This window comes from Ancylobacter mangrovi, assembly GCF_024752335.1.
GTDB lineage: Bacteria > Pseudomonadota > Alphaproteobacteria > Rhizobiales > Xanthobacteraceae > Ancylobacter > Ancylobacter mangrovi.
In genome coordinates this window covers 187,642-200,135 of record NZ_JANTHY010000001.1, presented here as the reverse complement: position 1 = coordinate 200,135, position 12,494 = coordinate 187,642, and the positions used below count along the sequence as shown (strand labels likewise).

The 12,494-nt window shown below is 71.7% G+C and carries 13 protein-coding genes; 1 reads left to right on the top strand and 12 read right to left on the bottom strand.

Annotated elements, in window-relative coordinates:
• Positions 1-131 precede the first annotated feature (131 nt).
• From NVS83_RS00855 to NVS83_RS00805, 11 genes are all read right to left on the bottom strand, one after another.
• Positions 132-1,043 (bottom strand): LysR family transcriptional regulator, encoded by a 912-nt coding sequence (locus NVS83_RS00855; protein ID WP_258731305.1) that lies wholly within the window; start codon positions 1,041-1,043, stop codon positions 132-134.
• A gap of 92 nt (positions 1,044-1,135) precedes the next feature.
• On the bottom strand, positions 1,136-2,362 hold the full coding sequence (locus NVS83_RS00850) for an NAD(P)/FAD-dependent oxidoreductase (protein WP_258737635.1): 1,227 nt from the start codon (positions 2,360-2,362) through the stop codon (positions 1,136-1,138).
• Positions 2,359-3,090, bottom strand: coding sequence for a lysophospholipid acyltransferase family protein (locus NVS83_RS00845; protein ID WP_258737634.1), 732 nt, complete (start codon positions 3,088-3,090; stop codon positions 2,359-2,361). The genes NVS83_RS00850 and NVS83_RS00845 overlap by 4 nt, the downstream gene beginning before the upstream one ends.
• Positions 3,091-3,169: 79 nt before the next feature.
• Positions 3,170-4,906 (bottom strand): adenine deaminase, encoded by a 1,737-nt coding sequence (ade, locus tag NVS83_RS00840; RefSeq protein ID WP_258737633.1) that lies wholly within the window; start codon positions 4,904-4,906, stop codon positions 3,170-3,172.
• A gap of 48 nt (positions 4,907-4,954) precedes the next feature.
• Positions 4,955-5,914 carry an aldo/keto reductase gene (locus tag NVS83_RS00835; RefSeq protein ID WP_258737632.1) on the bottom strand — a complete coding sequence of 320 codons (960 nt, stop codon included), beginning with the start codon at positions 5,912-5,914 and terminating at the stop codon, positions 4,955-4,957.
• Positions 5,915-6,076: 162 nt separating this feature from the next.
• Positions 6,077-6,862, bottom strand: coding sequence for a DeoR/GlpR family DNA-binding transcription regulator (locus tag NVS83_RS00830; protein WP_258731311.1), 786 nt, complete (start codon positions 6,860-6,862; stop codon positions 6,077-6,079).
• 169 nt (positions 6,863-7,031) lie between these two features.
• Positions 7,032-8,471 carry a class I adenylate-forming enzyme family protein gene (locus NVS83_RS00825; protein WP_258737631.1) on the bottom strand — a complete coding sequence of 480 codons (1,440 nt, stop codon included), beginning with the start codon at positions 8,469-8,471 and terminating at the stop codon, positions 7,032-7,034.
• 78 nt (positions 8,472-8,549) lie between these two features.
• A complete protein-coding gene (locus NVS83_RS00820) occupies positions 8,550-9,107 on the bottom strand; it encodes a biotin transporter BioY (RefSeq protein WP_258737630.1) in 558 nt (185 codons plus the stop codon).
• Between the two features lie 16 nt (positions 9,108-9,123).
• Entirely contained in the window at positions 9,124-9,747 is a 624-nt protein-coding gene (locus NVS83_RS00815; protein WP_258737629.1) for an energy-coupling factor transporter transmembrane component T family protein, read from the bottom strand.
• 13 nt (positions 9,748-9,760) lie between these two features.
• The gene (locus tag NVS83_RS00810; protein ID WP_258737628.1) at positions 9,761-10,483 is read right to left on the bottom strand and encodes an energy-coupling factor ABC transporter ATP-binding protein; all 723 of its coding nucleotides are present in this window, start codon (positions 10,481-10,483) and stop codon (positions 9,761-9,763) included.
• Between the two features lie 84 nt (positions 10,484-10,567).
• A complete protein-coding gene (locus tag NVS83_RS00805) occupies positions 10,568-11,059 on the bottom strand; it encodes a carboxymuconolactone decarboxylase family protein (protein ID WP_258737627.1) in 492 nt (163 codons plus the stop codon).
• 63 nt (positions 11,060-11,122) lie between these two features.
• Between NVS83_RS00805 and NVS83_RS00800 the strand changes: the two genes are divergently transcribed.
• Positions 11,123-11,626, top strand: coding sequence for a MarR family winged helix-turn-helix transcriptional regulator (locus NVS83_RS00800; protein ID WP_258737626.1), 504 nt, complete (start codon positions 11,123-11,125; stop codon positions 11,624-11,626).
• Between the two features lie 4 nt (positions 11,627-11,630).
• Here the strand turns inward: NVS83_RS00800 and NVS83_RS00795 are convergent, their stop codons facing one another.
• Entirely contained in the window at positions 11,631-12,467 is an 837-nt protein-coding gene (locus NVS83_RS00795; RefSeq protein ID WP_258737625.1) for an aldo/keto reductase, read from the bottom strand.
• Positions 12,468-12,494: the final 27 nt, after the last annotated feature.

Below are 12,494 nucleotides of genomic sequence, written 5' to 3'. Positions count from 1 at the left end.
CCCTCTGTCTGCGGGCGCTAGCGGCCCCTTTGGAAGCGAGTGTGCCGCTGCGTCGGCTCCTTCGCCACACCAAAGAAAAGAACGCAGCCATCGGAAAATCCGATGGAAAGGGGCCGGATCGCTCCCTCCCCTTACCTGCCCCGCGCGCCGTGCCGCGTGGCGGCGACCGAGACGAAGCCGGCCGCGGCGGGCGAGAGCGGCGAGCCACGCCGCCAGGCGGTCGCCACCTCCACCGCCGGCACCTCGTCGACCAGCGCCCGCGCCTCGATCTTGTCGCCCTCCAGCGACCAGGGGCGATAGGTGAGGTCCGGCAGTACCGCGACCCCCGCCCCGGTCGCCACCAGCGAGCGCACCGCCTCCACCGAGCGGGTGCGGAAGGCGACCGGCGGGCGGATGCCGAGCCGGCGCCACACCACCTGCGAGGCCTCGGCGATCTCATCGATGGTCAGCAGCACATGCGGCTCGCCGGCAAGGTCAGTCAGGCTCACCCGCTCCTCGGCGAGCGCACGGTGGCCGAGCGGCATCCACACCCGATAGGGCGAGACCTCGACCGATTCGGTGTGCAGCGCCGCGGAGCGCCGGCCCGGCGGCAGCACCATCACCGCGACGTCGAGCTCGCCGCCCACCAGCAGGTGCTCCAGATAGTCCGCCGCGTCCTCCACCGCCTCCACCGCGATGCCGGGAAAGGCGCGGGAGAAGCGCGCCAGCAGGTCGGCATAGACATAGCCCGCCACCAGCGGCGTCACTCCTACCGACAGCCGCCCCTCCGGCGCGCTCGCCTGCGGCCCGGCGAGCGAGCGGCGCGCATCGGCGACGTCGCCGAGGATCTTGCGGGCGTGGCGCAGGAAATGGTGGCCCTTCAGCGTCAGGTCGGCCCCGCGCGCATGGCGCTCCAGCAGCCGGAAGCCGAGGTCGAGCTCCAGCTCGCGCAGCGCCTCGGTCACGGTCGACTGCGAGATGGAAAGCGTATGCGCGGCCGAGGACACCGAGCCGTTCTCGGCCACGGCGACGAAATACTGGAGCTGGCGCAGCGAGAAGGCCATCGGCGAAACCGAAGGGTGACGGAGCGGCCACTATGCCGCCTCGCCCGCACCGCGCCAAGCAGCTCGCCAAGCCGCGCCCCCTCGCCTCGCGCCTACCGCGCGAGCAGGCTCTTCAGCTCGAAGCTCTCGTCGGCCGCCTCTTCGGGCGTCAGGCTCGGCCGCCCCGCCAGCAGGCGGCGCCCGAGCATGTGGTCGGCCGCCCGGTTCACGCTCTCGATCGCGGTCAGGCGTCGTTCGTGAAAGCGGAACACGGAGAAGCGCCGGCTCGCCGGGTCGCCGCGCAGCACCGCCGTGTCGGTCGGCCCGGAAAGGCCGACGATCTGCAGCTTCAGATCCGCCTGGTCGCTCCAGAACCACGGCACGGCGCAGTAATGCGCCGCCTTGCCGGTGAGCCGGGCGGCGATGCAGCGCGCCTGATCGACCGCGTTCTGCACCGATTCCAGCCGCGCCATCGCCCCCGCATGCACGCTCGGATAGGCCACCGCGTCACCGAGCGCGGAGATGTCGGGGTCGGCGGTCGAGAGTTCCTCGTCGACCACGATGCCGTTGGCAACCTCGAGCCCCGCCTCGGCGGCGAGCTCGACATTGGGCGTCACGCCGATGCCGACCAGAACGAGGTCGGCCGGGTGCGCCTGCCCGTCCGTCGCCTCGACATGGGTCACGCGCCCGCCCTCGCCGCCCAGCCCGACCACGCCGGCGCCGAGCCGCAGCTTCGTGCCCATCGCCTCATGGGCCTCGGCGAAGAAGGCGGACATCTGCGGCGAGACGGCGCGCGCCAGCGGCCGCGCGGCCGCCTCCAGCACCGTCACCTCATGGCCGAGGGCGCGGGCGACGGCGGCAAATTCGAGCCCGATGAAGCCGGCGCCGACCACCACCACGTGGCGCGCCCCGGCGAGCCCCGCCTTCAGCGCGTCGGCCTCCGCCCGCGTGCGCAGGTAGAACACGCCGCCCATCTCGTGCCCGGGCACCGGCAGCGGCCGGTTGCGCGCGCCGGTGGCGAGCACGAGATGGGCGTAGGGCAGGCTCGCCCCGCCCTCCAGCAGGAGCCGCCGCGCCTGGCGGTCGATTCCGACGGCGCGCGCCTCGACCCGCGTGATCGCGTGGTCGGCATAGAAGGCGGCGGGGCGCAGCTCGAGCTGCTCGATCCCCGCCTCGCCCTTCAGATAGGCCTTGGAGAGCGGCGGGCGCTGATAGGGCAGGCCCGGCTCGTCGCCGACCAGCGTCACCGGCCCGGCGAAACCCATCTCGCGCAGCGAGGCGGCGAGCTGGAAGCCGCCCTGCCCCGCGCCGACGATCACGATGCCCGCATCCCCGCTCATCGCGCTCCCTCCTCGCCGCGCGCCTGCGCCACCAGCCGGTCGCGCTCGTCATAGATGGCCTGCGTGACTCGGGAGAGGAACTCCTCGTCCTTCAGCCCGGGCGGGATCGGCGGCAGGAACGAGACGGTGATCTCGCCCGGCCGGATCGCGAAGCTGCGCGCCGGCCAGAACATGCCGGCATTGTTCACCATCGGCACCACCGGCAGGCCAAGTGCCTTGTAGAGCAGCACCACGCCGCGCTGGAACGCCGCGCGCTCGTCCACCGCCCGGCGCGTGCCTTCCGGGAAGATCAGCAGGCTGCGCCCTTCGGCGCTCGCCGCGCGGCCCTCGCGGAACATCTTCTTCATCGCCGCCCCGCCCGCCGCCCGGTCGATGGCGATCATCGGCGAGACCTTGAGGAACCAGCCGAACACCGGGATCCGGTAGAGCTCCTCCTTGAGCACGATGGCGACATCCGGCACCAGCGCGGCGGCGGCGATGGTCTCGAAGGCGGACTGGTGGTTGGCGACGTAGAGCGCCGGCCCGTCCGGCCGGTTCTCCTCGCCGATGGTGCGGTAGCCGAGGCCGACCAGCCGCAGGATCGCCGTCACCCCCCCGACCCAGAAGCGCGAGAAGCGCCGGATCGCCTTCGGCTCACGCCGCAGCGCGTACCAGGGAATGGACGGCGCCAGCAGCACCGTCCACAGGACCAGCAGCACGAGAAAGGCGGAGGAGCGCAGGCGGGACATCGGCGGACGCGGGACCTCGAACGGATGACGGGCGCGGTCTAGCAGATCGCGCCCGCCGGCGGGAGGGCCGGGCGGCCGCTCACCCCTGCACCCCTTCCGGCGTCGCCGCCTCGACCAGCGCGAACGCGTCGACGTCGAACATGCCGAAATCGGTAATTTTCAGGTGCGGGATCACCGGCAGCGGCAGGAAGGCGACCTGCAGGAACGGCTCGGGCAGCACCACGCCGAGCGCCTTCGCCGCCGCCCGCAGCGGGATCAGCCCGGCATGCACCTCCTCGAACGAGGTCGTCGCCATCAGCCCCGCCACCGGCAGGGCGAGCTCGGCCGTGACGGCTCCGTCATTGGCGACCACGAAGCCGCCCTTCAGCTCGATCAGCCGGTTCACCGCCACCGCCATGTCGAGTTCGTCGGCGCCGACCACGCAGATATTGTGGCTGTCATGGCCGACCGAGGAGGCGATGGCGCCGCGCTTCATGCCGAAGCCGTGCACGAAGCCGCGCCCGATGTTGCGGTTCTTGCCGTGGCGGGCGACCACGCACACCTTCACCGCGTCCTTGGCGAGGTCCACCTGCTTCTCGCCGTCCACCACCGGAAGGTCGAGCGTCACGTCCTCGGTGATGATGCGCCCGGGCACGACGCCCATCACCCGGGTCGCGCTCTCGCTCGCGGGAATGCGGAAATCGTCCGGCTCGACCTTCTCGGCCTTCATCGAGGCGAGGCCCACCGGCTCCACCGTGCCGCGCTCGGCGAACAGCTCGGCCGTCACCGGCCGCCCGGCCGAGATCACCTGGCGCACGGTGCAGCTCTCGAGGTTCTCCAGCAGCACGATGTCGGCCCGCCGGCCCGGCGCGATCAGCCCGCGGTCCTTCAGCCCGAACGCGTTCGCCGCCGACCAGCTCGCCACCCGGTAGACATGGTGCAGCGGCGCGCCGTGGCGGATCGCCTCGCGGATCATGTAGTCGAGATGGCCCTCCTCGGCGATGTCGAGCGGGTTGCGGTCGTCGGTGCAGAAGGCGAGGAAGGCGGAGGTGTCGGCGGTGATGAGCGGGATCAGCGCGTGCAGGTCCTTGGAGACCGAGCCCTCGCGGATCAGCACCGTCATGCCCTTCATCAGCTTCTCGCGCGCCTCGGCGAGCGCGGTCGCCTCGTGCTCGGTGCGGATGCCGGCGGCGATGTAGCCGTTGAGGTCGCGCCCCTTCAGCAGCGGGCAGTGCCCGTCAATGTGCCCGTCCGAGAAGGCCGAGAGCTTGGCGAGGCACCCCTCGTCCTTGAACAGCACGCCGGGGAAGTTCATGAACTCGGCGAGCCCGATCCCGCTCGGATGGCCGCGCAGCGCCACGAGGTCGGCGGCGGTCAGCTCCGCCCCGGCGGTCTCGAACGCGGTCGCCGGCACGCAGGAGGAGAGCTGCACCCGAAGGTCCATCAGCGTGTGCTCGGCGCAGCGCTGGAAGTAGCGAATGCCCTCGACGCCAAGCACGTTGGCGATCTCGTGCGGATCGCAGATCGCCGTCGTCACCCCGCGCGGCAACACGCAGCGGTCGAATTCGAGCGGCGTGACCAGCGAGGATTCGACGTGCAGATGGGTGTCGATGAAGCCCGGCACCGCGAACAGCCCGGTCCCGTCGATCTGCCGCGTGCCCTCGTAGCTGTCATAGGTGCCGACGATGCGGTCGCCGACGATGGCGATGTCGGTCTGGGTGATGGTGCCGGTGATGACGTCGAGCAGCCGCACCCCCTTGATCACCAGGTCGGCGGGCACCACCCCGCGCCCGGCGTCGATGAAATGGCCGATCTCGGCGGGCGTCAGCGTGCTCATCGGCTCATCTCCTCTCGCCTCGTTGTTGTCGGGCCCGGGCCGGGCCGATCATGCCTTCCAGGCGCTCGCGGCGTCGAGCTTGGCGATCTCGCCGGAGGTCAGGTTCAACTCGGCCGCCGCCAGCAATTCGCCGAGCTGCTCGACCTTCGAGGCGCTGGCGATCGGGGCGGTGATGCTCGGGCGGGCGATGATCCAGGCCAGCGCCACGCTGGTCGGGCTCGCCTGGTGCGCCGCCGCCACCTCGTCGAGCGCGGCGAGGATCGCCCGGCCCTTGTCGTTGAGATATTTGTCGACCACGCCCCCGCCGCGCGGGCTCTTGCCCGCATCCGCGGGCACGCGGTACTTGCCGGTCAGGAAGCCGGCGGCGAGCGAGAAATAGGTGATCACGCCCAGCGAGTTGCGGCTGCACAGCGGCTCCAGCTCGGCCTCGTAGCCGGCACGCTCGCACAGATTATATTCCGGCTGCAGCGTCTCGTAGCGCGGCAGCTTCTCGCGCGCGGCCACCGCCAGCGCCTCGAACAGCCGCGAGGCGGAGAGGTTGGAGGCGCCGATCACCCGCACCTTGCCGGCCTGGATCAGCTCCTCATAGGCGCCCAGCACCTCCTCGAACGGCGTGTCCGGGTCGTCCCAGTGCGACTGGTAGAGGTCGATATAGTCGGTCTGAAGCCGGCTCAGCGACGCCTCGACCGCGCTTTTTATGTAGTCCGGCTTCAGGCACACCTTGCCGCGCCCCATGTCGGCGCCGACCTTGGTGGCGATGACGAGGCTCGCGCGGTTGCCGCGCGCCTTCATCCACTTGCCGATCACGGCCTCGGATTCGCCGCCCTGGTGGCCGTCCACCCAGCGCGAATAGACGTCGGCGGTGTCGATGAAGTTGAACCCCGCCTCGACCAGCGCGTCGAGCAGGCGGAACGAGGTCGCCTCGTCCGCGGTCCAGCCGAACACGTTGCCGCCGAAGCACAGCGGGGGTACGAGGATATCGGAGCGGCCGAGCCGGCGCAGTGCCATGTGCATTCCTCCTGCTTCGCGGGGGCGCCAGTCTAGGCCAGCCGGCGCCGGCTGCTAACCACCCCAGTGTTGTACCTTCGCCGGATCACGCCACGACGAAACCGCCGCCGGACGAAGAGCTTACGAAGGGTCGCCGCGGCGCTTGCGCGCGTCGGGCCGGCGCTAGAAATCCTCTTCCTCGCGCCGGCCGACCTCGATCAGCTCCACCGAATGGCGCGCGCAGACCTCGCGCAGCGCCGGCGAGGCCACCTGGTCGGTGACGAAGATGTCGACCTCCTCCATCGCCCCGATCCGCACCGGCGCGGAGCGCTCCAGCTTCGAATGGTCGGCGACCAGGATCACCTGGCGGGCATTGTCGATGATGGCGCGCGCCACCTGCACCTCGCGGTAGTCGAAATCGAGCAGCGTGCCGTCCTCCTCAATGGCGGAGGCGCCGATCACCGCATAGTCGACCCGGAACTGGCGCACGAAGTCCACCGCCACCGAGCCGATCACGGCGCCGTCGGCGCGGCGCACCGGGCCGCCGGCCATGATCAGCTCGATCTTCGGGTGGCGGTAGAGCTCGACCGCGACGTTCAGGTTGTTGGTCACGACGAGAAGGTCCTCGTGCCCGCCCAGCGCGCGAGCGACCTCCTCCGTGGTGGTGCCGATATTGATGAACAGCGAGGCCCGGTTGGGCACGATGCCGGCCGCCGCCTCGGCGATCGCCCGCTTGGCGCCCTGGGCGAGGGCGCGGCGTGCCTCATAGGCGAGGTTCTCCACCCCGGAGGTGACCATCGCCCCGCCATGCACGCGCGACATCAGCCGGCGCGCGCACAGATCGTTCAGGTCCTTGCGGATCGTCTGCGGCGACACCTCGAAGCGGGCGGCGAGATCCTCCACGCTCACCCGTCCCTGCGCGCGGGCCAGCATCACGATGTCCTGCTGGCGTGAGGAAATGGTGTTCATGGATCGAGGCCCGCTCCCGGTGCGGGTCGGCGCAGCGCGCCGACGCGAGGTCGCGCGAACGGATTCGCGCGGTGAGGATCGCGCCGATCCTGCACCATGGCGCGCGCGCCGGGCAAACGCGCAGCCGGCGTAGCTGGCCATACGCCCGCCGTCCCGCCGGTGGCGCGGCTCATGCGGCCGGCCCCGCGGCGTCCCGTTCCTCGGCGAGCAGGCGCTCGGCGAGGCGCTGGAGCGCGGGCAGGTCGGCCTTGCCGCCGGAGGTGCGCGGCCAGCGGGCGACGACAAGGAAGCGGCGCGGGATCTTGTAGGCGGCGAGCCGGCTCTTCAGCGCCGCCCGCAACGCCGGCTCGTCGGCCCGTGCGGCCCCGTCGCGGCGGCGCAGCACCGCCACCAGCCGCACCCCGCGCAGCGGGTCGGACAGGCCGAACACCGCCGCCTCCTCGATGCCTTCGAGCGCCATCAGCGCGGCCTCGATCTCCTCGGGATAGACGTTCTGCCCGGCGGTCACCAGCATGCGCTTCTCGCGCCCGGCGAGGAACAGGTAGCCCTGCGCGTCGAGCCACCCGCGATCGCCGACGGTGAGGAACGCGCCCGCGCGGCGCGTCTCCGTGCCGCCGCCGCTGGCATAGGCGTCGAACAGCATCGGGCTCGCCACCCAGATGGTGCCGGTCTCGCCGGCCGGCAGGTCGCGGCCTTCGCCGTCGCGGATGCGGATCTCCACCCCGCCGGCGGCCCGCCCGACCGAGCCCTCCGGCACCGGCTCGTCCGGATGGCCGATGGTCACGAAGCTCATCTCCGAAGCGCCGTAGAACTCGAAGATCCGCGCATTGGGAAACAGCGCCCGGGTGCCCGCGCGCATCGCCTCGTGCCATTTGGCGCCGCTGATCATCAGCGCGCGCACCCGCTCGAAGCGCGCGCCCTCGGCCATGCGCACCAGCATCTGAAGCTGGGTCGGGGTGGCGTAGAGCGCGGTGACGCCATGGCGCGCGATCAGCGCGAACAGCCGCTCCGGGTTGAACTGGCGGCTCATCACCGCCGGCGCGCCGGCATGCAGCGCATGGACGACGCCGTAGAGGTGCAGCGAGGCGGCAAGCCCGCCCGGCGCCAGCACCACGTCGTCCGGTCCGAGCCCGAACTCGGCCTCGCTGACCGCGAAGCTGTCGATCCAGGAGCGGTGGTTGCGCCGGTAGCCCTTGGGCGTGCCGGTCGTGCCCGAGGTGAAGCCGACATAGAACGGCGCGAGCGGCGTCGGCGGCGGGGGAAAGGGCGCCGCCGGCACGTCGGGCGCGGCCTCGAGCGTCAGCTCCGGCGCCAGCGCCGCCTCGATCGCGGCGCGCCCGGAAGGCGGCCAGGCCGGGTCGTAGACCAGCGCCTGCCGGCCCGAAACCGCGCAGGCGAGGAACAGCTCCACCAGCGCCGGGCCATTGTCGAGCGCGAGCGCGATCCCCGCCCCCGGCGGCGTGCGCCCGGTGAGCCAGGCGGCAAGCCCGCCGACCCGAGCGGCGAGCTCCGCCCGGCTGCGCCGCTCATCATCACAGAGCAGCGCCGGCGCGTGCGGATCGGCCGCCGCCAGCGCCGGGAGCGTCTGCGCAATGGTCGCGGCGGCCACCGGCCCGGCCTTCACGCGGCCACGCGGATGCACTGATGCATGGCGCGTTCACGCATGGCGCACTCACACATGGCGCACTCAGACATGGCGCGAGAGCAGCGCGTCCGGCATGCCGCGCGCCACGGTCTGGGCGATCAGCGCCACCAGCACCGCCTTGATGGCGTCGCCGGGAATGAAGATCAGGCAGGCCTTGGTGGCGTCTGCCAGCGACAGCCCGGCCTTCAGCGACAGGCCGACGATGCCGAAGGCGTATTCGACGACAATGCCGCCGATCACCGAGGCGATCAGGGCCGAGGCCAGCACCGACTGCCGGCGCATCGCCTGCATCAGCCAGCCGGTGACGAAGGCCGCCGCCACCCAGCCGAAGATGAAGCCGACCGAAGGGGTGAAGAACACGCCGAGCCCGCCGCGCCCGCCCGCCAGCAGCGGCGCGCCGAGCGCCACCACGAACAGCAGCAGCACGATCGACAGCGCCCCGCGCCAGGCGCCCAGCATCACCCCGGCCAGCATCGCGCCCATGCTCTGGGCGGTGATCGGCACGCCGCCGGCAAACGGGAGGTCGAACTTCGGCAGCAGGCCGAGCACGGCGAAGATCGCGGCGTAGAGCGCGATCTGGACGAGAGAACGATCCTTCATCGGCGGTTCCGATCCTTCATTGGCGGCGCGTGCGCGGCAGGGTGCCCGGCACGCCGCCGCGCGCGGCCAGCGCCTCGGCGGTGTGGTGGGACAGTCTCAGCGTCTGGATACAGAACGGCGCGAGAAGGCGCCAGCCGCCGCGCCGGCCGGTGCGCGCGCGCCAGCTTTCGCCCAGCGCCTCCCACAGAGCGAACAGCAGCGGCACGAAGCGGATCATCATCGCCACCGCCAGCGCCACCGCGCGCGGCGACACCCCCACCAGCGCCAGCGGGCGCAGCAGCGGCTCGACCGCGTCCATCATCGCATCCATGCGCGTGGTCATCGTCACCGCATTCGCCAGCAGCACCATGGCGAGGAGGCGCAGCGCCACCGCGACGCCCAGCATCGGATCGCCGCGCCACCAGTGGAAGGCGAGCAGGATCGCGATCAGCGGCCACATCGGCCGCAGCAGCGCGATCTGGCGCAGCGCCGGCCGGCCGAGCGTCGCATAGAGGGCGAGCGTCGCCGCGAGCAGCCCCGCCATCGGCGCCAGCGCGTCGAACGGCGCGACGAAGAGGCTCACCAGCGCCAGCGCGAGGAGCTTCCAGCCGGCGGGCACGCCATGCAGCCAGGTGCGCTCGGCGAGGTAGAGCGAGATCACGCGGCCAACTCCCTCACGCGAACGGCTCCGCGCTCACCGCCTCGGCGAAGGCGCGATAGGCGCCGACCACCTCGCCGGGCGGCCCGTCCATGCGCACGCGCCCCTCGTCGAGCCAGATCACCCGGTCATAGGCGCCGAAGGCGTCGAGCTCGTGCGCGATCATCACCACCTGCTGCGGCAGGGTGGCGATCAGCGCCTCCAGCCGGCGCCTCGTCGGCAGGTCGAGGCTGGAAAACGGCTCGTCGAACACCAGCACCGCCGGCTCCATCACCAGCACCGCGATGATGCACACGAGCTGCTTCTCGCCCTCCGAGAGCGTGTGCACCGGCCGCTCGGCCCAGTGCGCGCGCCCGAAGCGGGCCAGCGCGGGCACAGCCTCGCGCGCCGCCTCCCGGCGCGGGCGCCCGGCCTGCTCGAGGCTGAAGGCGACCTCCTCGGCCACGGTCGGGAAGATGATCTGGTGGTCGGGATTCTGGAAGATGAAGCCGACCTTGCGCGGCAGCTCCGCCGCCTTGCCGGTGGCGTCGAGCCCGTGCACCACCACCCGCCCCTCGTCCGCACTCAGCAGCCCGTTGAACAGGCGCACCAGCGAGCTCTTGCCCGAGCCGTTGGTGCCGATCAGCCCGATCCGCTTCTCGGCGAGCTCGAGCGAGAGCGCGTCGAGCACCACCCGCCCGCCACGCCGCAGCGTGACCTTGTCGAGGCGGATCAGCGGGTCGGGGGAAGGGCTTGGCACGGGCGCGGCATCCGGCGGACGGGAGGGCGGGAACGTTTCGCCCTTCCTATAGCCGATCCGCTCCCGCTGTCGCCCCTCCACCGCTCACGGCGCGGTGGTCACGGGAAAGCGCAGGCCGCCGGCGATGCGGTTCCAGGCGTTGATGGTGGCGATCGCGGCGGCGAGATGGGCGATCTCCGCCCGCGACAGATGCGCGGCGATCCCCGCCAGCGCATCCTCCGGCAGCGGCGCGCGGCCCATCGCGGTCAGCGCCTCGGCGAAGGCGAGGATCGCCTTCTCGCGCGCGTCGAACAGGCCGGCCTCGCGCCACACCGCGACGAGATCCAGCTTGGCCGGCGCGACGCCGAGCTTGCGCGCGGCCTCGAGGTGAAGCGCGGTGCAGAAAGCGCAGCCATTGATCTGCGACACCCGCACCTTCACCAGCTCGACCGTGCCGTGATCGAGCCCGGCATTCGCCGCCCGGCTGAGCGCCCTCAGCGCGGGCGTCGCCTCCGGCACAAGCTGCTGGAACTCGGCGAAGGCGAACGGCGCGGGGTCTGGGGAAACATGCGGGTCGGCGGGATTGTGCGCATTCATGATGGTCTCGGTCCACGGTCACGGTTAGTATCAGAGCACGAACATTATATCAGGGCTCTGATAATGAACAGGGACGAGCCTGCCCCGCTCCCCGCCCCCGGCGAGGGCAAGCGCGGCGTCGACGGGCATATCGGCTACCTGCTGCGGCAGGCCGCGCACGTCCAGCGCCAGCGGCTGGAGGCCGGGCTCGGCGAGCTCGGGCTCACCGCGCCGCAATTCACCGTGCTCACCATGCTGGAGGCCTATCCCGGCCATTCCAATGCCGACCTCGCCCGCCTCGCCCTGCTGACGCCGCAGACCATGAGCGTGATCGTCGCCAACCTGCTCAAGGCGGGGCTGATCGCCCGGCGCGCCCATGCGGTGCACGGGCGCATCCGGCAGATCGCGCTCACCGCCGAGGGCCGCGGCCGGCTCGAGGCGGCCAAAGCGCGGGTGGCGGACTGGGAGGACGGGCTGATGGCCGGCCTCGCCGACGAGCATCGGGCCGTGATCCGGCATTGGCTGGCGGGGCTGGCGCGGGGCGCGGCCGACGCCGCCCCCCGAAGCTCCAGCCCAGAACCGCCCTAACCCCTCACAGCATCTCCAGCGAGCGCTTGCGGCTCGGCGGCGGGAAGGCGGCGTCGAGCGCGGCGAAGTCCTGCGTGTCGAGCTTCACCTCGCGCGCCCCGGCGTTCTCGCGCATATGGGCGGGCCGCGAGGCCTTGGGGATGACGATGTTGTTCGGGTTGCGCAGCACCCAGGCCAGCGCGACCTGGAACGGCGTGACGCTATGGCGGGCGGCGATCTCGGCCAGCACGCCCGAGGTCTTGATGCGCCCCTGCTCGATCGGGCTGTAGGCCATCAGCGGGATCGCCTGCTCCTCCAGCCACGGCAGCAGGTCGAATTCCGGCCCGCGCCGGGTCAGGTTGTAGAGCACCTGGTTGACCGCGCAGCCCTCCCCGCCCGGGGTCTCGTAGAGCTCGTTCATGTCGTCGGTGTCGAAGTTCGACACGCCCCAGTGGCGGATCTTGCCCTCGGTCTTCAGGTGCTCGAAGCCGATGATGGTCTCGGCCAGCGGCGTGCCGCCGCGCCAGTGCAGCAAATAGAGGTCGAGCCGGTCGGTGTTCAGCCGCTTCAGGCTGCGCTCGCAGGCGGCGATCACGCCGGCGCGGCTGGCATTGTGCGGGTAGACCTTGGAGACCAGGAACACCTCGTCGCGCAGCCCGGCCAGCGCCTCGCCGAGGAAGCTCTCGCAGGCGCCCTCGCCATACATCTCGGCGGTGTCGACCAGCTTCATGCCGAGCTCGACGCCGAGGCGCACCGATTCGATCTCTTCCTTGCGGGCGCTGGCGCGCTCGCCCATCATCCAGGTGCCGATGCCGAGTTGGGGCACCTTTTCGCCGCCGGGAAGAACCACCTTGGAGCTCATCATCCACCTCGCTTGACGTTCCCCTGC